The following is a 19,475-nucleotide window of genomic DNA, read 5'->3' as shown; positions in this document are numbered from 1 at the left end:
AACAAAATTATCATGAAGCAATACCATACCATACACGATATAATAGATCTTCCAAGCCTACTAGAGGAAGCTTTACAACTTAAAAAAAATCCTTATCATTTTGAAGAATTAGGCAAACGTAAAACTATAGTTATGTTGTTCTTTAATGCGAGTTTAAGAACTAGATTAAGTACTGAAAAAGCAGCTAAAAATCTAGGAATGGAAGTTAGTATTATCAATATTTCTAACGCTTGGAATTTAGAGTTTGAAAATGGTGCAATTATGAACTTAGATAAAGCGGAGCACATAAAAGAAGCAGCTAAAGTAATATCGCAATATGCAGACATTATAGCTGTTAGATCCTTTCCTAGTTTAACAGATAAAGCAAAAGACACCTCTGAATTGATACTTCAAAGTTTTGCTACATATGCCACAGTACCTGTAATTAATATGGAAAGTGCTACAGCACATCCGATGCAAGCGTTAGCAGATGCAATTACCATAACAGAGCAAAGCGCTGTAAGAAAACCAAAAGTAGTTTTATCTTGGGCACCGCACCCAAAAGCCCTGCCCCACTCTGTTGCCAATTCTTTCATTAATATAATGCAAAGCATGGAGATGGATCTTACAATTACGCACCCCAAAGGCTACGAATTGAACCCAGAAATCACCAAAGAAACCCCTATTGAATACGATCAGGAACTTGCCTTTAAAGATGCTGATTGTGTACACAAAAACTGGAGCTCCTTTACGAATTATGGAAAAAAATTACATGAAGATGAAAACTGGAAAATTACCAAAGACAAACTAGGAAATGCAAAGTTTATGCATTGCCTCCCCTTGAGAAGAAATATAGTAGTAGAAGACGCAGTGCTCGATAGCCCACAATCTATCGTGATGGAACAAGCTAATAATAGAACGTATGCTGCACAGGTAGTATTAAAAAAAATACTTGAAAATATATGAAAACACTAAAAATTGTTAAAATAGGTGGAAATATAATTAACGACACCAACCATTTAAATGCGTTTTTACAAAATTTTTCACAATTAGAAGGTCCAAAAATTTTAGTACACGGTGGAGGTAAACTAGCTACAGAAGTCGCTCAAACGATGAACATACCGGTGCAAATGATAGATGGTAGAAGAATTACAGACGCGAAAACCTTAGACATTGTTACCATGGTTTACGGAGGAAAAATTAACAAGAACATCGTGGCTATACTCCAAAAATATTCCTGTAATGCAATTGGATTTACTGGAGCTGATGGAAATACAATACAGGCAAAAAAAGAGCAGTCTCTGAGATAGATTACGGATTTGCGGGAGATATAACCCTTGTAAATACCGAGGTACTAAGCTTGTTAATTCAAAACAATATCACACCAATATTTTCTGCAATTACCCACGATGGTAGCGGCCAACTTTTAAATACGAATGCAGATACTATTGCTAGTGAAATAGCGATACGTATGACCGAAAAAATAACGACAGAACTATACTACTGCTTTGAAAAACCAGGAGTATTGGCCGATATCAAGGATGAAACTCTGTTGTAGAGGAGCTATCCCTAGAAGACTATCATACATTAAAAGCACAAAATTTAATTTACGACGGTATGCTACCTAAGTTAGATAATTGCTATCACGCACTGCATGCTAATGTTAATAAAGTTTGCATAGGAAATACAGAGATGCTGTTCAATAGCGAAGAAAAACACACAACACTTCTAATACAATGAAAACAAAGCTTACAGACGATGCAATAGAATTGCTAAAAAAACTAATTGAGACTCCATCTATTTCATCAGAAGAAAAGGAAACTGCAACACTTCTAGAGGATTGGTTTAGAGCTATTAACATACCATTTACGAGGACGAAAAATAACGTTTGGGCCACAAATAAATATTTTGACCCATCGAAACCAACGCTTCTTCTAAATTCCCATCATGATACGGTAAAACCAAACAATGGATATACTAGAAATCCTTTTGAAGCAGTCGTTGAAGATGGAAAATTATACGGTTTAGGAAGTAATGATGCTGGAGGTTGTTTAGTTTCCTTATTAGCAACTTTCACCTACTATTACAACCAAAAAGACATGCTGTATAACCTGGTATTTGCAGGTACTGCAGAAGAGGAAAATAGTGGTCCGGATGGACTAAACAGTTTACTTCCCATACTACCTAAAATTGCAGTAGCTATCGTTGGCGAACCTACAGAAATGCAATTGGCTATTGCAGAAAAAGGCCTATTAGTTTTGGATGCTGAGGTTATTGGAACTCCAAGTCACGCAGCACACCCAAACGATGATAATGCGATTTACAAAACTATTCAAACGCTAGAGTGGTTTAAAGATCTTCACTTTGAAAAAACCTCAGAAACCCTTGGTGAAGTTAAAGTAACAGTTACACAAATACACGCTGGCAAACAACACAATGCTGTTCCTGCAAATGTACAATTAGTTGTGGATGTTAGGATAAATGACAGGTATACGAATAAAGAAATCAGCGATTATTTCAGCAAAAATGCACCGTGTAAAATTACCCCTAGAAGTTTACATTTAAATTCTTCTTCGATTGCAAAAGACCATCCATTAGTAAAGAGTGGAATTGCTATTGGGAGGCAAACCTATGGTTCTCCAACCTTATCCGATCAGGTAGTATTAACTTGTCCTTCGTTAAAACTAGGTCCTGGGAATAGCAAAAGATCGCATACAGCAGACGAATATATTTACCTTGACGAAATCAAAGAGGGTATCACAATATACATTGAACTACTCAAAAAAGTACTAATAAAAAATTAAATCATAAAACGATGAAACTTTGGGATAAAGGATTAAACATAGATAAAAAAATAGAGAACTTCACTATTGGCAAGGATAGAGAAATAGATACGTACATTGCCAAATATGACATTCAAGCTTCCTTGGCACATGCAAAAATGTTAAAGAAAATAGGAATACTTACCAACGAAGAATTAGAGCAACTAACGGAAGGATTAGAAAAACTAAAAAAACAAATTAAACAAGGTACATTTGTCATTGAAGAAGAATTTGAAGATGTACATTCAAAAATAGAATTTGAACTGACAAAACAGTTTGGTGCCGTAGGTAAAAAAATACATACTGCTAGGTCTAGAAACGATCAAGTTTTAGTGGCTTTGCAATTGTATTACAAGGAAAATCTCAAGAAAATAACAAACAAAGTTTCCATACTTTTTGACACGTTATTAGAACTATCGGAATCTCATAAAAACAGTATTTTACCAGGATATACTCACCTGCAAGTTGCAATGCCTTCCTCGTTCGGATTATGGTTTTCAGCCTATGCAGAGTTGTTAATAGACGACTCCTATATGCTCCACGCCGCTCTGAAGATAGTCGATCAGAACCCACTTGGCTCCGCAGCTGGATATGGTAGTTCTTTTCCTATCGATAGAGAATTCACCACGAAAGAACTAGAATTTGAAACTTTAAAATATAACGTAGTAGCTGCACAAATGAGCAGAGGTAAAAGCGAACGTACTATTGCAACGGTATTGGGTTCTCTTGGAAATACATTAAGTCGTTTCGCAATGGATATATGTTTGTATATGAGTCAGAATTTTGATTTTATTTCCTTTCCAACCGAATTAACTACAGGAAGTAGTATTATGCCTCACAAAAAAAATCCTGATGTATTTGAACTTATACGAGGTAAGGCCAATAAAATTCAAGCGCTACACAGTGAAATGGTACTACTTACCAATAATTTACCAAGTGGGTATCATAGAGATTACCAACTTTTAAAAGAAAACATGATCTCAGGAATGGAGGAAATGAAAAACATCCTTGATATTTTTAACTATTCCATACAGCAAATAAAAGTTAAAGACATTGATCTGAATGACGAAAAATACACGTATTTATTTACCGTCGACAATATAAACACACTGGTTGAGCAAGGAGTTAGCTTCAGAGAGGCATATCAAAAGATAGGTATGGAGGTCGAAAATGGTACTTACAAACCAGATAGAAGTAAAGTACACACACACAGTGGCAGTATTGGGAACTTGTCATTGCAGGAGATTGCTGCTAAGATGAAAAAAATTGATCTAATATAAACCTTACCAAAATACAAGTCTAAGACCTAACATCTTTCGACTTGTATTTTTCTCCTTTTCATAATTTTTTCAAGAAAGTATCGGTACCAAAAAAATTAACACTACTACATTTTGTACAAATAAGCGGCGGCAGCGGCGGCCATTTTTCGTTGGTTATGCCCTACGTTAGGAATGCTTACTAACTTCCATTTTGAATTATACTTATGTCGCTTTGCGAATTCGGTACTTTTGGTATAGAAATAGTGTCCTCGTGCTAGTCGATGTAACCCTTGTTTGTCTACAGTTTTAGAACGAAGTAGCAAACCACCTCTTTCATTTTCATCGTCTTGTTCCCCTAAAAATATCACTAGCTTTTTTTGAAAAGATTTAGACAGAGATGCTTTTGATATTTCTATGTTTTTGAGTCCAAAAGGGAAGGATACATTAGTATCAGGCACGGTATACGAACCAGCGTTGGAAGCAAGAATACGATTTGCTTTTGAATGTGGAAACAACAAAGCAAAACGGTGTAAAATTTGTCCTCCTGCAGAATGACCAAACATATCGTATTGTTCTTGCTCGAGTCGCAAATTTAGTTTCACCGTTTCAAAAATTCTATCAAAATCATTGTAAAGCCATTCTTCGGTATTGTTATTAACCTTGAAACTAATTGCTTTCTCATCCATAAAAACCTGATTGGAATTTCTTTTAAAAGTAATTCCTTTGTAAATATTAACGTCTTTAACTGTGCTCCCTAAATGATAGTTACTGTAAGGATATTTCTCTTCCGGATAAGACGGTGACAGTATAAGAACATCGTAACGCTCGGATGTTTCCGTCCAGGCGTCTCGATAATCATCACCATTTCGTCCAGAACCAGGAATAACCAGTAAAACTCTAGTTTTTGCAGAAAAAGTTTTCGGTTTATGATAGTAAATAGTAATGGTATCTGTTTCGTGTCCTTGTCCACCAACCATGTAAAAATGTCCTGAACCAAAGTTTAGTTTTACAGGAGGAAGCTGATGTTCTTGCCCAAAAAGTAGTGTAGTAAAAAGTAACAATAAGAAGTTAATTACGATAGATATAATTTTAAAATTCATAATAATATAGTTTAACGATTAAAATTGATGCAGCAAAAGTCAACTAATTAACGAAGGGTACTGTATAAAATCGACAAACAAGCTTTTGTATAGGGATATATAGCCTGGAGGTAATCCTTAATAAAACTAACCCTATGATATAGACTATTCAGAGGTATTTAAATCGAATCGGTCTAAAAAAACAAAAATGACCATTTCAATATGTATCTTTGGATACATGCGAATTATAGATAAAATCAAGGCTAAAATCGACAGTAAAAACAAATGGATAAACGATATTCTTTTTTGGGTTATACTGCTAGTGGTATATGCTGTAATAAAACAGAATGCTATTTATACGTTAGACAAATCTATCGTTAAATACCTCATACTTATCGTGCCACAAATTTTGGCTTTCTATTTCATCGCTTATTATCTCAATCCAAAATTTTTAAACCAAAAAAAATACCTAACATTTAGTATCTTATTTTTTCTCAGCACCTATGTGTTTTCATTTCTTGCGAGGTTCCTAGTGGTTTACGTCGTTGAGGAACTGTTTAGAGAACCTCCATTTACAAAAGAGTCTATTTATGAAATTGCGACCGACATACAAAGACTGTATGAAGATTTTTTTTATATCGTATATCTGCCTGTGTTTTTATTTTTAAGTTTAAAACTATGGAAAGATCGTGCAGAAGTTAAAAGGAAAAATATAATTCTCGAAAAAGAAAAAGTAACTGCCGAACTAAACTTTCTAAAAACGCAAATACACCCGCACTTTTTATTTAACACCCTGAATAACCTATACGTTTTAACACTTCAAAAGTCTGAAAAAGCGCCAGAAACAGTTTTAAAACTTTCTGAAATGCTAGACTATATATTATATAAAGGAAGCAAAAGTAACGTAACTATTGCTCAAGAAATAGAGTTATTCCAAAATTATATCGACTTAGAAAAGTTACGATACGGAGATAGATTATCTTTAGTTTTTGAAAAAGAAATAGATAATCCGCATACTTCTATAGCGCCATTACTTTTAATTTCTTTACTCGAAAACGCCTTTAAACACGGAGCAAGTGGAAGTACGGGAAAAGCAGAAATAAAAATTAATATCAGGGTCATTGCTAAAAAATTATTCTTTAGTATTTACAATTCAAAACCTATTAAAACCCGTGATAAAAACACAAATATAGTACACGGAATTGGCTTATCGAATACGAAAAACCAGTTACGACTGTTATACCCTAACAAACATTCTATGGTAATTACTGAAAAAAAGAATAGCTTTTTGGTAGAACTATCGTTAAATTTAAATCTCATATAAAAAAGTGATGAAAACAAAGTGCATGATTATAGACGATGAACCATTGGCGTTACAACTTATCGAATCGTACATAGCAAAAATACCAAACTTAGATATTGCAGCACGGTGTTCTAATGCCATAGAGGGATTTGAAATTTTAAAAAAACAAAGCATTGATTTAATTTTCTTAGACATCCAAATGCCCCTACTTACAGGCATCGAGTTTTTAAACTCGCTACAAAATCCTCCTAAAGTAATTCTAACTACTGCTTATCGCGACTATGCTCCCGAAAGCTATGAATTAGAGGTAGTTGATTATTTATTAAAACCTATTTCATTTACTCGCTTTTTTAAGGCAATAGATAAATATTTTGAAACAAAAGTTACGGTAGACACGAAGATGAATCACCAAGATATCTCGATTTCCGAATCCATACTAATCAACATGAACAAAAAATACTATAAAGTTTTTTGTAAGGATATTTTATATGCGGAAAGCTTAAAAGATTATATAAGAATTCATACGAACACAGGAAATATCACCACCAAAGATAAAATAAGTGATTTTGAAAAAAAACTCCCTCCTTATTTTATAAGAACACATCGATCTTACATTGTAAACACATCAAAAATTACAGCCTTTACAGCTAATGACGTGGAAATAGGAGATATTGAAATCCCGATTGGGATAAGTTATAAGCAAGACGTATTTCGAAAAATAAAAGAATTGTAAACAAAAAACCACCAACGAATTGGCGGTTTTTCATTAAGAATTTAATACCATTCGATTAGTACATGTTTTGTAAGGCAATAATATCATTATTATTAAATTCTCCATCTTCTGTAGAACTAAAACAAGCTAACATTACAGAAGTCGGGTCATAACCGGAAGGAGTACCCGATACAAGATTTGCGCCAACACCAGCAGTTCCCTCATTGGTATTTTGTCCACAGCTCTGACGACTAAACCAGTCTGTGTGTCTAAAACCAACGGAATGCCCAATTTCATGGGTAATGACATGCTCGTTTACATTGGTATCATAAGCCGCTAGACCATAAATTTGAACAAATTTAAAGGGTCTTCCCGCACTTGGAAAACCTGCACTACCACCAGCTCCAGCAGAGTTTGGATTGTTGTATACTACCATATCTTTATCTTGGTAATTGGTCCCAAACGTTAGGGTAAAACGAATAGAAACACCGCTTAACCTGTTGTAGTTATTTACAGCCCACTGAAGTGCTGTACGTTCCTTATTGGAAAGACCAAAACCACCACCACCGGTGTAACCAATGATAGAAATATTTCTTCCCTGAGAAACCAAACTGTTGGTTGCATACTGTCTTCCAGAGGTATCCGCATTTTTTGCAGATGCTTTTAAATCTGCTAAATCTAAAATTTCTTTTTCTGTCATTACAATATCCTGTTCTACAAAAATACGCTCCTCAGAAGTCCCGTCGGGAAAATAGAAGGTATCATAACGCATGTAGTCTGTATTTAATTCCAAACTAGTGGCAGCGTCAATAATGTTTTCAGGAATTGGTTTGTTTAAAGAATTTTGATCTGTTGCATCGTTCAATTCGTTTTCAGATGAACAAGAGGTGTAGAATACACCGCATGACAGGGCCGCAAGAACGACCATTTTCGCTTTTGTCATAATATTAGTTTTAATTGTTTAGAATGGGTTTTTAAATCAAGCCAAAATTACACATTATGCAAAAAAAACCAAAATTAATTACGATTTCTTTAAAAAAGAAACAAATCAATACAGTTAAAATAATTAAAAACTTAATAAAATCAAGAGATGTAGAAATAATTTAAAATGAAAAAAAATAAATATCATAGAAAGAAATACTAATCTACAATGTTAAAAAAATAATCAATTTGTTAAATATTTATCTTAAATTGAATTAAAAGTACCATATCAAACATCACAATAATAAAAAGTTCTCTGTTTTAAACATTGAAAACCCGAAGATAGGCTCTCCGGGTTTATTTACTAAAAATCACTATGCTACACTATTATATGATAGTACTTTGTCCCACATGTATATTTTGAAAATTAACATCACTATCGTATTGGTGTTGTATATAATCTGCTATAAAATCACCAACTTTACTAGTAGAAAAAGATCTTTTAGTATTAATATCTTCTGTAGTAATGCCTAAGTCTAAAGATTTTTGCACTGCATTCTCAACTACTTTTGCTTCCTCGAGTAAACCAACGTGCTCCAACAACATAGCTGCAGACAATATGGATGCGATTGGATTAGCGATATCTTTACCTGTTGCTTGGGGAAAGGAACCGTGTATTGGTTCAAACAGCGCATTTTGCGCTCCAATAGAAGCAGAAGCCAACAGTCCTATAGAACCGCCAATTACACTTGCTTCATCGGATAGTATATCGCCAAATAAATTTTCTGTAAGAATTACATCAAACTGTTTAGGATTTAAAATTAATTGCATTGCTGCGTTATCTACAAAAAGAAAATCTAAGCTACATCTGGGTAATTAATAGCTATTTCACCTACAGTTTTTCGCCATAATCTTGAGGTTTCTAACACATTTGCCTTGTCTACCAAAGTAAGTTTTTGCGATCTTTTTTGCGCTGCCTGAAAAGCTAAATGCGCAATTCTAGTAATTTCTGATTCGGAATAAGCGCAATCGTCAAAGGCAGTTTTACCATCCTCGCTTACTCGTTTATCTCCAAAATATATCCCACCGGTTAATTCTCTGTAAATAGAAATATCAGTACCCTGAATAACTTCCTTTTTTAGAGGCGAATTTTCAATTAAATTATCATAGGCTTTAACTGGTCTGACATTACAAAATAAACCTAACTCTTTTCGTAATTTTAGTAGTCCTTGTTCCGGACGAACTTTAGCATTTGGATTGTTGTCATACTTTGGATTTCCAATTGCACCAAACAAAATGGCATCAGAATGTTTGCACAGGTTTAAAGTACTCTCTGGCAAAGGTTCTCCTGTAGCATCTATTGCGCAGGCTCCCATTGCCCCCTCCTCGTATAAAAAATATGATCAAAAGCAACAGCAATTGCGTCTAATGCTTTTTTTGCTTGTGTAGTAACTTCTGGTCCTATTCCATCTCCTGGTATTACCGCTATTTTTAATTTCATCTTTTATATTTTTTACTAGTACAGTAGCTATTAGAATAACTTACTTTGTTGCTTCAAATTCTATTATGGCCTCTTTTTTACTTACCAAAAAGTCAATGTCATCATACCCATTTAACAAGCACATCTTTTTGTAAGGATCTATTTTGAACTTCGTATTTCCAACAGGAGTTCGTAACATTTGTTCCTCCAAATCAACTATAATCCTTGTAGATGGATTCATTTTTGTCAGGCTTAATAGTTCCGATAAGAATGTTTCGGTAACCTGAATTGGTAATATCCCATTATTGAGTGCATTACCTTTGAAAATATCGGCAAAAAAACTACTGATTACAACTCGAAAGCCATAGCCGTGTAATGCCCACGCTGCATGTTCTCTGCTGGAGCCACAACCAAAATTATCGCCAGCAATAAGAATACTGCCCTGGTACATCGGATTATTTAAAATAAAGGTTTCCTCTAACTGCCCATCCTTTCGATACCTCCAGTCTCTAAAAACATTATCCCCAAAACCTTTTTTATCGGTAGCCTTTAAAAATCTTGCAGGAATAATCTGATCTGTATCGATATTCTCCGTTGCTAAAGGAATCGCAGTATCTATGAGTTTTACAAATTTTTCCATTAGTTAAGATATTCTATAAAGTTTATAATTTTACCCTCCACTGCAGTTGCCGCTGCCATCAATGGACTTGCCAATATAGTTCGAGCACCTTGTCCTTGTCTCCCTTCAAAATTTCGATTAGAAGTTGAAACGCAGTATTCTCCCTCGGGTATTTTATCATCATTCATTGCTAAACAAGCAGAACAACCAGGTTGTCGCATTTGAAAGCCTGCCTTTTCAAAAATATCCTGCAATCCTTCTTCTTCAATTTGTTTGGCAACTTTTTGTGAACCGGGAACTAACCACGCGTTTACATTGGGAGCCTTTTGTTTTCCTTGAACGTAATTTGCAGCCACTCTAAAATCTTCAATCCTCGAGTTTGTGCAGCTTCCAATGAAAACATAATTAACGCTCTTATTGATGAGGCTTTCTCCTTTCTCAAAATTCATATAGTTTAAAGCCTTGTTAAATGAGGCTTCATTTGTTTCTGGTATTACCTCTGATATTTTAATGCCCATCCCAGGATTTGTTCCATAAGTAAGCATTGGCTCAATATCACTTGCGTCAAAAAAGTACTCTTTGTGGAATTCCGCATCGCTATCTGTTTTCAAAGTTTTCCAATAGGCAACTTTATCCTCAAGGGCTTTTCCTTTTGGAGCAAAATCTCGATCTTTTAGATATGCAAAAGTAACATCATCTGGCGCTATCATTCCGCCTCTAGCCCCATCTCTATGCTCATATTACATACTGTCATTCTTCCCTCCATAGACATTTCTTCGAACACGTTTCCTGCGTATTCACAGAAATACCCTGTTCCGGAATTGGTGCCCAATTTTGCAATTAAATACAGGATTACATCCTTTGGCAAAACTCCTTTTTTGAGGGTCCCATTAACATTCACTCGCAAACTTTTGGGTTTTTCTAACAACAAACATTGGCTTGCAAATACCTGCGCTACTTGACTAGTACCAATACCGAATGCTATAGTTCCAAAAGCCCCATGGGTTGACGTATGGCTATCTCCACAAACCATAGTCATTCCTGGTTGGGTAATTCCTAATTCAGGAGCAATAACGTGTACGATTCCATTATTTGGATGTCCTAACCCATATAAAGTGATATTATTTTCTTTGCAATTCTTGGTTAATTGCTCCAATTGATTTCTAGATAAATCATCTTTTACCGGTAAATGTTGGTTTAATGTTGGTGTGTTGTGATCGGCGGTAGCTATTGTTTTATCGGGCCTTGCTATCGGAATGCCACGTTCTTTTAATTCATTAAAAGCCTGAGGACTGGTTACTTCGTGAATTAAATGCTGGTCTATGTATAAAATTTGTGGTCCTTGTGGCACTGTTTCCACTACATGAGCATCCCACACTTTATCAAATAATGTTTTTCCCATTAGGCTATTGCTATTTTAGATATTTTGTTCACTTTTTTCATGATTACATGCAAGTCTTCGTCAATAACTTCTTTTTGTTTGTCTGCAAACTGTAAAAAGGTTCTGTAGGCGGCATCTAGTTGAAGCTTTGTTAATTCATAGCCAATTTTTTTTGCTCGATACGCTAATGCGGCTCTTCCGCTTCTTGCGGTTAATACAATCGCACTTTCAGTAACCCCAACATCTTCCGGGTTAATGATTTCATAAGTTTCTCTATTTTTAATGACTCCGTCTTGATGAATACCTGAACTATGGGCAAAAGCATTTGCTCCAACAATTGCTTTATTAGGTTGTACTAACATACCCATTTTTTCACGCACCATGATACTTGTGTCATATAATAGTTTTGTATTGATATCGGTTTGTAGATTTAAATAGGGATGCTGTTTTAAAATCATTACTACCTCTTCCAAAGCAGTATTTCCTGCACGCTCACCTATTCCATTGATAGTACATTCTATTTGTCGTGCACCATGCATAACACCTGCTATAGAATTTGCAGTTGCTAATCCAAGGTCGTTATGGCAATGACAGGATATGGTTACTTTATCGATTCCTTTTACATTTTCTTTTAGATACTTAATTTTTTTACCGTATTCCTCTGGTAAGCAGTACCCTGTCGTATCTGGAATATTTAGAACAGTAGCGCCTGATTGTATTACCGCTTCACAAACTTTAGCGAGAAATGCATTATCAGTTCTTCCTGCATCCTCTGCATAAAACTCTACGTCCTCTACATATTTTTTCGCGTAGGCAACTGCATTTTTAGCACGCTCAATGACCTCATCTTTTGAGGCATTAAACTTATATTTTATATGGGAATCACTGGTTCCAATCCCAGTGTGAATTCTTGGTGTTTTTGCGAATTTTAAAGCTTCAGCAGCAACTTCAATATCTTTTTCTACCGCTCTAGTTAAACCGCAAACTGTTGCATTCTTAACTATTTTTGCGATTTGGCTAACAGAAGTAAAATCGCCCGGACTCGATACCGGAAAACCAGCTTCTATTATATCGACTCCAATAAAATCTAATCGTTCTGCAATAATTAATTTTTGCTTTGCATCTAATTTACAACCAGGAACTTGTTCGCCATCTCTAAGAGTAGTATCAAAAATTTGGACTTTATCATTTGGCATAACCGTAAAACTTTTATCAAATTATAAAATCAAATGTATATATTGGAAACGCTAAAGAATGAGTTTAAAAAAAAAAGTTTACGAAATTTAAACGCTAAAATAAAAACACAAAATACTGATTGCTAGATAAATATGAGTAAAACAATTACATCAACCAACCAACAAAATGATGCTTTATTTATTCTAATAAAGTCTTTATCTAAATCTGAAAAGCGACAATTCAACCTCTATATTGGTAGACTTGGTGGAAATGTTGATGCAAAATTTTATGCTCTGTTTAAAATTTTAGAAAAACAAAAGAATTACGATGAACGAGCTATTATTAAAAGTGGTATTGTAAGCAAACAACAACTTTCTAATTTAAAAGCCCATCTATACAAGCAAATACTAACAAGTTTGCGATTGAACCCGGCGCACAAAAACATTAGAATACAGATTCGAGAACAATTAGATTTTGCTACGGTTTTATATTTGAAAGGACTATATAAACAGAGTTTAAAACTTTTAGACAAAGCAAAAAACATGGCTATTGACAGCGAAGAAAAAAATATCGCATATGAAATAGTAGAGTTTGAAAAACTTATTGAAAGTCAATACATAACGCGAAGTATTCACAACAGAGCAGATGCACTTACAGTACAAGCAAAAGAATTAAGCCAACAAAATGTAATCACCAGTAAGCTATCTAATTTATCCTTACAACTCTATGGAATTCTACTGCAAAAAGGATATGTAAGAAATGATGCAGAACTCAAAAAAGTAGATGATTATTTTTTTTCTAAACTGCCAAAGTACGACTTTGATAAGCTTGGTTTTCGAGAAAAATTATGGCTGTACAAAGCCAATTTATGGCATAGTTTTTTAACGCAAAACTTTTTACAAAGTTATAAATATGCGAACAAGTGGATTGATCTCTTCAAAAATGACTCAAGAACAATTTATTTACATCCAGTTTTTTATTTAAAAGGAATGAATTACCTCTTAGAGAGTCTTTTTTTTATAAAACATTACGAAAAATTTAAAATAGAATTCAAATATTTAGAACAAAATATCGAATCGCAAAAAATTCCAAATAATAGCAATACGGAAATATTAATCTTTCAATATTACTACGCGAACAAGCTACATTTACATTTTTTGGAAGGCACTTTTGAAGAGGGGGAATATTTGGTTGCCATAATTACGCAAAAAATTGAAAACTATCGAACGCTACTAGACAACCATCACATCGTAGTGCTTTATTATAAAATTGCTTGTTTGTATTTTGGTATGGGCAAAAATAGAGAATGTATTGCATATCTCAATAAAATTATCAAATCAAAAAACTTACATGTTGCAGAAGATCTACAATGTTTTGCAAGAGTATTAAGTTTAATTGCGCACTATGAATCTGGTTTAGATTATCATTTGGAGGTACAATTTAAAGATACCTACAGATTTTTATTGAAAATGGAAAACCTGCAAGAAGTTCAAAAGGAATTTATTTCGTCTATTAAAACTCTTGGTGATGTATTTCCGCATCAAATAAAAAATGAGTTTAAAAAGATCTATAATCGCTTAAAGACCTATGAAAATCATCCATATGAAAAAAGAGCTTTTTTATACCTAGATATAATGTCATGGCTAGAAAGTAAGATTAGAAATAAGAGCGTTGCACAAATAATTCAAGAAAAATTTCAAAAAATAAAGCATTAATATAAAATTAATTATACCTTTGGAATAATGTTAGCCACGCAAACATATAAAACTTACACCGCAACCATGGCATTCGCTAAGGCATTTGTTGGCAATATCACTACTACCATTATTATTACCTTTAGGGGGTTCTGTTTTCACATATTATCTATTTCGTCCTATTTATATTTTCAAACATTTTGAAAAAAGATAAATAATATATAATTTTCTATACGTCAAAACCTTACAAACCTTTAAAATGAAAGTTTTAAAATTTGGTGGCTCCTCAGTAGCCAACAGCAATAACATTAAAAAAGTAGTTAAAATCGTTCACAAAGCCGCAGAAACAGAAAAAGTAGCAGTAATTGTATCCGCTTTTGGAAAGACTACCAATAAATTAATTGAGGCAGCAACGCTTGCCGCATCTAATGACAGCAGCTACATGAAGCGTTTTTCGGAGGTCAAAGAACAGCATGACAATGTGGTTCAAAATCTAATAACTACCGACAAAAAAGAGCAGGTGCAAAACAGAGTTACCACACTTTTTAAGCAGTTGGAAACTCTTTTAGAAGGTTGCTTTCTTTTGCGAGAAATTACACCAAAAGCCATGGCAACCATAAGTGGTTTTGGGGAACTATTATCTTCCTATATCATTTCTGAAGTTGTCAAGATTAGTAATAAAGCAGTGTATAAAGATAGTAGAGAACTAATTACGACATCAAATGTATTTGATAAAGCACAGGTGAATTTTAAAACCACTAATAACAACTGTATTACATACTTTGCAGAGAATAATTACAAGGTTACGGTATTACCAGGATTTATTGCGCAAACCGAAAGTGGTGTTGCCACAACTTTGGGAAGGGGAGGTTCAGATTATACAGCAGCAATTTATGCAGCAGCTTTAGATGCGGATGAATTACAAATCTGGACTGACGTGAGTGGCATGTATACGGCAAATCCAAGTATTGTAAGACAAGCATTTCCAATTGCAGAAATTTCTTACCAAGAAGCCATGGAATTATCCCATTTCGGTGCGAAAGTTATTTACCCTCCTACCATTCAACCAGTTTTAGAGAAAAATATACCTATTGTTATAAAAAACACTTTTGAACCTTACGAAGAAGGAACACTAATTTCAAATACCCCAAACAATACAGCACCTGTAAAAGGAATAAGTCATATAGAAAATATTACTTTATTAACCATAGAAGGAAGTGGAATGGTCGGTGTTTCAGGAACCTCAAAACGCCTATTTGAGACTTTGTCCAATGCAGATATTAATGTAGTTCTTATTACGCAAGCCTCATCCGAACACTCCATATGTGTAGCTATTTATGAGGAAGACACCGACAAAGCTGTATCTGCTATCAACAAAACTTTTGAAGTTGAAATTGAACGTAGAAAAGTAAAACCGGTTATTGTAGAAAAAGATTTATCCATCATAGCCTTGGTAGGAGACAACATGAGAAATCACCAAGGATTAAGTGGTCAAATGTTTAGCGCATTAGGTAAAAACAACGTAAACATAAGAGCAATAGCTCAAGGAGCGTCTCAAAAAAACATCTCCGCTGTTATTGATAGTATGGATGCCAAAAAAGGACTCAATACCCTACACGAACAATTTTTTGAAGAAAAAATAAAGCAAATAAATCTCTTTGTTTCGGGGGTTGGAAATGTTGGTAAAAAGTTCTTGGCACAGATTAACCAACAAAACGATTATCTAAAAGAACATCTAAAAATGAATATTCGTGTGGTTGGTTTATCCAATTCTAAAAAAATGATTTTTAATACCGAAGGTATAGATCTTAACAATTGGGGCTATGCATTAGAGAATGGTCAAAAAGCTTCTATAGAAGATTTTTTCATCAGGTAAAAAAATTTAACATTCGCAATTCTGTATTTATTGATAACACTGCCGACAAAAAAGTTTCGGAGATTTATCAAAAATACTTAGAACAAAGTATTGCAGTGGTTACCTGTAATAAAATAGCGTGTTCCTCAAAACTCGATAACTACAAGGCCCTGAAAAAAGTTTCGAATAAATATAATGCTCCATTTTTATATGAAACTAATGTCGGTGCAGGGTTACCAATTATTGACACCCTAAAGAACTTAATTGCATCAGGAGATCGAATACAGAAAATTCAGGCAGTTTTATCGGGAAGCTTGAATTATGTGTTCAATAATTTTAATGAAAAAACAACTTTTCACGATGTAGTACAGCAAGCGCAACATGAAGGATACACTGAGCCAGATCCTAAAATTGATTTAAGTGGTGTAGATGTTGCGAGAAAAATTTTAATCCTAGCAAGAGAGAGTGGCCATAACTTAGAATTAAATGCTATCGAAAACAATTCCTTCTTGCCGGTGGAGAGTTTACAAAGTACTAACAATAAAGAATTTTACAACAGTTTAGTGAAATTTGAAAATCATTTTCAAAACCTATTTAGTGCAGCAAACAAAAATAATAGTCGTTTGAAATATGTTGCTGAATTTGAAAATGGTAATGCTAAAGTAGGCTTGCAACAAATTGCTCCAGACCACCCCTTCTATAACCTTGAGGGAAGTGATAATATTGTTTTATTTTTCACCGATAGGTACCAAGAGCAACCGCTTTTGATTAAAGGAGCTGGTGCTGGTGCAGAAGTTACCGCATCCGGAATTTTTGCAGATGTAATTCGAGTTGGTAACAAATAATCAAAACAATGACGTATTTAAAAATATTCGCTCCGGCAACAGTCGCAAATGTTTCTTGTGGTTTTGACTCTTTAGGTTTTGCGGTAGAGACTATCGGCGATGAAATGACCTTTATAAAAACAAGTGAAAGAGGTGTTCGTATTACCAAAATTACGGGTGCTACAGGATTAAGCTTAGATCCAAAAGAAAATGTAGCGGGTGTAGTTGCTCTTGCCATGTTAGAGGCAGAGAATGTAAATTTTGGTGTTGCTATAACCATACACAAAGGCTTCACTCCGGGAAGTGGTTTGGGCAGCAGTGCTGCTAGTGCAAGCGGAACAGCCTATGGCATGAATGTTTTACTCGGAAATCCTTACACAGCTTTAGAACTAACAAAGTTTGCCATGCTTGGAGAAGTTGCAGCTTGTGGATCTGCTATAGCAGACAATGTTTCAGCCGCGATTTATGGAGGTTTTGTACTAATTAGAAGTTACGAACCACTAGATATTATTAAACTTCCAGTACCCGATGCGTTGCGTCTTGTGGCAATTCATCCACAGATTGAAATAAAAACTAAGGACGCCAGAGAGGTCCTACCTGAAAAAATTACACTAAAAGATGCAGTTACACAATGGGCTAATGTTGGTGGCCTCATAAGTGGCTTGTATAGTAATGATTATGAATGCATACGAAATTCTTTATGCGATATTATCGTAGAGCCTGTTAGAAAACACTTGATACCACATTTTGACACAGTTAAAAGCACTGCTATTGATGCTGGTGCTTTAGGAGCAGGTATCTCCGGTTCTGGCCCAACAATCTTCGCACTTTGCAAAGGAGATGAATCTACTAAAAAAGTAAAACAAGCTATAGAAAACTCCTATTCTACTACAGGAATTCCCTTTCATGTTTTTACTTCTAAGATTAGCACAAAAGGGGTACAGATACTCGAACGACATTAACTACACAAAACAAAATCAGCATATGCATTATTACAGTTTACATAAAAAATCACCATCCGTTAGCTTTAAAGAGGCGGTTGTAAAAGGTTTGGCTCCAGACAGAGGTCTATACTTCCCAGAACACATAGAACCGCTTCCCAAAGACTTTATCCAAAATTTAGAGAACTACTCTGAGGAAGAAATTGCCTTTAAAGTAATCCAACAATTTGTCGGTAATGACATTCCTAAAAACGAACTAAAAAAGATAATAGCAGACACTTTATCTTTCGAATTCCCAGTAGTTCCTATTGAAGACAACATTGGAACTTTAGAATTATTTCATGGGCCAACCATGGCCTTTAAAGATGTTGGTGCTAGGTTTATGGCGCGATGTTTGGCCCATTTTTATGAAAATTCACAAGAAAAAGTGACCGTTCTTGTAGCTACCTCTGGGGATACGGGTGGCGCTGTTGCTAATGGTTTTCTCGGCGTAGAAGGTGTAGAAGTCGTGATTTTGTACCCGAGTGGGAAGGTGAGTACTATTCAGGAAAAACAATTAACAACCCTAGGACAAAATATTACCGCTTTGGAGGTAGATGGTGTTTTTGACGACTGCCAAGAAATGGTGAAAACTGCATTTTTAGACCAAGACATTGAACCTATCTTAACCTCCGCTAACTCCATAAATATTGCAAGGTGGTTGCCACAAATGTTTTACTTTTTCTTCGCGTATAAACAAGTGTATAAAAAAAATAAAGAAATAGTCTTCTCCGTTCCTAGTGGTAATTTTGGAAATATTTGTGCTGGTGTCATGGCCCAAAGACTAGGTTTACCTATCCAACATTTTATCGCTTCCACCAATAGTAATGACACTATTTCTAGATACTTAGAGAATGGGAAATACCTCCCCAATCCTTCTAAAGCAACAATTTCTAATGCTATGGATGTTGGTAATCCGAGTAATTTCATTCGAATTCAAGAACTGTTTCAAAATGATTTAGCGTCACTTAAAAAAGTTTTTTCTTCGTTTGCCTTCAACGATACGGAAACTATTGCTGCAATGCGCCATATATACACAACCCGACATTACATCGCCGATCCACATGGAGCAGTTGGTTACCTCGGATGCAAAGCATTCCAGAAAACACAGCCAAATAGTTTTTATATATTTTTAGAGACTGCACATCCCGTAAAATTTCTTCCTGTTGTGGAAGATACGCTACAAACTAAACTTGTAATTCCAGAACAAATCAAAGCCATATTACCAAAAGAAAAAAAATCTATTCCAATTTCTTCCTACGATGAATTGAAAACATATCTAAATACAAGCTCAAAAGTAACATTAACGTAATGCAATTTGCCTTGAGATATATCGATACCATGCCTTAACGGTAAACTATGGTATCGGTGCTTAAGCGCATACTCACATT

Annotated in this window: 12 protein-coding genes and 4 pseudogenes; 10 read left to right on the top strand and 6 right to left on the bottom strand. The window is 34.7% G+C overall.

Annotation, left to right across the window (positions count from 1 at the left end):
- The first annotated feature begins 12 nt into the window (after window positions 1–12).
- The 4 genes and pseudogenes from BSU00_RS01155 to argH all read left to right on the top strand — a co-directional run bounded on the left by BSU00_RS01155 (window position 13) and on the right by argH (window position 4,081).
- Window positions 13–945 carry an acetylornithine carbamoyltransferase gene (locus tag BSU00_RS01155; RefSeq protein WP_105002761.1) on the top strand — a complete coding sequence of 311 codons (933 nt, stop codon included), beginning with the start codon at window positions 13–15 and terminating at the stop codon, window positions 943–945.
- Window positions 942–1,719, top strand: a pseudogene (gene argB / locus BSU00_RS01150) (acetylglutamate kinase). The gene BSU00_RS01155 and the pseudogene argB overlap by 4 nt, the downstream one beginning before the upstream one ends.
- Window positions 1,716–2,783 (top strand): M20 family metallo-hydrolase, encoded by a 1,068-nt coding sequence (locus tag BSU00_RS01145; RefSeq protein WP_105002760.1) that lies wholly within the window; start codon window positions 1,716–1,718, stop codon window positions 2,781–2,783. The pseudogene argB and the gene BSU00_RS01145 overlap by 4 nt, the downstream one beginning before the upstream one ends.
- Window positions 2,784–2,794: 11 nt before the next feature.
- Window positions 2,795–4,081: an argininosuccinate lyase gene (argH, locus tag BSU00_RS01140; RefSeq protein WP_105002759.1), complete on the top strand. Its 1,287-nt coding sequence runs from the start codon at window positions 2,795–2,797 to the stop codon at window positions 4,079–4,081.
- A gap of 104 nt (window positions 4,082–4,185) precedes the next feature.
- Here argH and BSU00_RS01135 read toward each other — a convergent pair whose 3' ends face one another.
- Window positions 4,186–5,160, bottom strand: a complete 975-nt coding sequence (locus tag BSU00_RS01135; protein ID WP_105002758.1) for a hypothetical protein — start codon at window positions 5,158–5,160, stop codon at window positions 4,186–4,188.
- A 187-nt stretch (window positions 5,161–5,347) separates the two neighbouring features.
- On the opposite strand from BSU00_RS01135, the gene BSU00_RS01130 reads away from it, so the two are divergent.
- On the top strand, window positions 5,348–6,463 hold the full coding sequence (locus BSU00_RS01130; protein ID WP_105002757.1) for a sensor histidine kinase: 1,116 nt from the start codon (window positions 5,348–5,350) through the stop codon (window positions 6,461–6,463).
- A gap of 7 nt (window positions 6,464–6,470) precedes the next feature.
- On the top strand, window positions 6,471–7,175 hold the full coding sequence (locus BSU00_RS01125) for a LytTR family DNA-binding domain-containing protein (RefSeq protein ID WP_105002756.1): 705 nt from the start codon (window positions 6,471–6,473) through the stop codon (window positions 7,173–7,175).
- Window positions 7,176–7,230: 55 nt separating this feature from the next.
- Here the strand turns inward: BSU00_RS01125 and BSU00_RS01120 are convergent, their stop codons facing one another.
- The 5 genes and pseudogenes from BSU00_RS01120 to BSU00_RS01100 all read right to left on the bottom strand — a co-directional run bounded on the left by BSU00_RS01120 (window position 7,231) and on the right by BSU00_RS01100 (window position 12,751).
- Entirely contained in the window at window positions 7,231–8,097 is an 867-nt protein-coding gene (locus tag BSU00_RS01120) for a M57 family metalloprotease (RefSeq protein WP_105002755.1), read from the bottom strand.
- A gap of 365 nt (window positions 8,098–8,462) precedes the next feature.
- Window positions 8,463–9,576: pseudogene (gene leuB / locus BSU00_RS01115) on the bottom strand (3-isopropylmalate dehydrogenase).
- Between the two features lie 40 nt (window positions 9,577–9,616).
- Window positions 9,617–10,195, bottom strand: a complete 579-nt coding sequence (gene leuD / locus BSU00_RS01110; RefSeq protein WP_105002754.1) for a 3-isopropylmalate dehydratase small subunit — start codon at window positions 10,193–10,195, stop codon at window positions 9,617–9,619.
- Window positions 10,195–11,576, bottom strand: a pseudogene (leuC, locus tag BSU00_RS01105) (3-isopropylmalate dehydratase large subunit). The gene leuD and the pseudogene leuC overlap by 1 nt, the downstream one beginning before the upstream one ends.
- A complete protein-coding gene (locus BSU00_RS01100; RefSeq protein ID WP_105002753.1) occupies window positions 11,576–12,751 on the bottom strand; it encodes a 2-isopropylmalate synthase in 1,176 nt (391 codons plus the stop codon). The pseudogene leuC and the gene BSU00_RS01100 overlap by 1 nt, the downstream one beginning before the upstream one ends.
- A 132-nt stretch (window positions 12,752–12,883) precedes the next feature.
- On the opposite strand from BSU00_RS01100, the gene BSU00_RS01095 reads away from it, so the two are divergent.
- The 4 genes and pseudogenes from BSU00_RS01095 (at window position 12,884) to thrC (ending at window position 19,396) form a co-directional block, all read left to right on the top strand.
- Window positions 12,884–14,446, top strand: coding sequence for a hypothetical protein (locus tag BSU00_RS01095; protein WP_105002752.1), 1,563 nt, complete (start codon window positions 12,884–12,886; stop codon window positions 14,444–14,446).
- 238 nt (window positions 14,447–14,684) lie between these two features.
- A pseudogene (thrA, locus tag BSU00_RS01090) lies at window positions 14,685–17,125 on the top strand (bifunctional aspartate kinase/homoserine dehydrogenase I).
- A gap of 8 nt (window positions 17,126–17,133) precedes the next feature.
- Window positions 17,134–18,066 (top strand): homoserine kinase, encoded by a 933-nt coding sequence (locus tag BSU00_RS01085; protein ID WP_105002751.1) that lies wholly within the window; start codon window positions 17,134–17,136, stop codon window positions 18,064–18,066.
- Between the two features lie 22 nt (window positions 18,067–18,088).
- Window positions 18,089–19,396, top strand: coding sequence for a threonine synthase (thrC, locus tag BSU00_RS01080; RefSeq protein ID WP_105002750.1), 1,308 nt, complete (start codon window positions 18,089–18,091; stop codon window positions 19,394–19,396).
- The last annotated feature ends 79 nt before the right edge of the window (window positions 19,397–19,475 follow it).

It is taken from the genome of Tenacibaculum sp. SG-28 (assembly GCF_002954385.1).
Lineage (GTDB): Bacteria > Bacteroidota > Bacteroidia > Flavobacteriales > Flavobacteriaceae > Polaribacter.
This window is presented reverse-complemented; position numbering and strand designations above follow the sequence as displayed.

Bases quoted from the DNA above. Each gene is read 5' to 3' on its own strand.
- BSU00_RS01155 (WP_105002761.1), top strand. From the start codon at position 13: ATGAAGCAATACCATACCATACACGATATAATAGATCTTCCAAGCCTA.
- BSU00_RS01145 (WP_105002760.1), top strand. From the start codon at position 1,716: ATGAAAACAAAGCTTACAGACGATGCAATAGAATTGCTAAAAAAACTA.
- argH (WP_105002759.1), top strand. From the start codon at position 2,795: ATGAAACTTTGGGATAAAGGATTAAACATAGATAAAAAAATAGAGAAC.
- BSU00_RS01135 (WP_105002758.1), bottom strand. From the start codon at position 5,160: ATGAATTTTAAAATTATATCTATCGTAATTAACTTCTTATTGTTACTT.
- BSU00_RS01130 (WP_105002757.1), top strand. From the start codon at position 5,348: ATGACCATTTCAATATGTATCTTTGGATACATGCGAATTATAGATAAA.
- BSU00_RS01125 (WP_105002756.1), top strand. From the start codon at position 6,471: ATGAAAACAAAGTGCATGATTATAGACGATGAACCATTGGCGTTACAA.
- BSU00_RS01120 (WP_105002755.1), bottom strand. From the start codon at position 8,097: ATGACAAAAGCGAAAATGGTCGTTCTTGCGGCCCTGTCATGCGGTGTA.
- leuD (WP_105002754.1), bottom strand. From the start codon at position 10,195: ATGGAAAAATTTGTAAAACTCATAGATACTGCGATTCCTTTAGCAACG.
- BSU00_RS01100 (WP_105002753.1), bottom strand. From the start codon at position 12,751: ATGCCAAATGATAAAGTCCAAATTTTTGATACTACTCTTAGAGATGGC.
- BSU00_RS01095 (WP_105002752.1), top strand. From the start codon at position 12,884: ATGAGTAAAACAATTACATCAACCAACCAACAAAATGATGCTTTATTT.
- BSU00_RS01085 (WP_105002751.1), top strand. From the start codon at position 17,134: ATGACGTATTTAAAAATATTCGCTCCGGCAACAGTCGCAAATGTTTCT.
- thrC (WP_105002750.1), top strand. From the start codon at position 18,089: ATGCATTATTACAGTTTACATAAAAAATCACCATCCGTTAGCTTTAAA.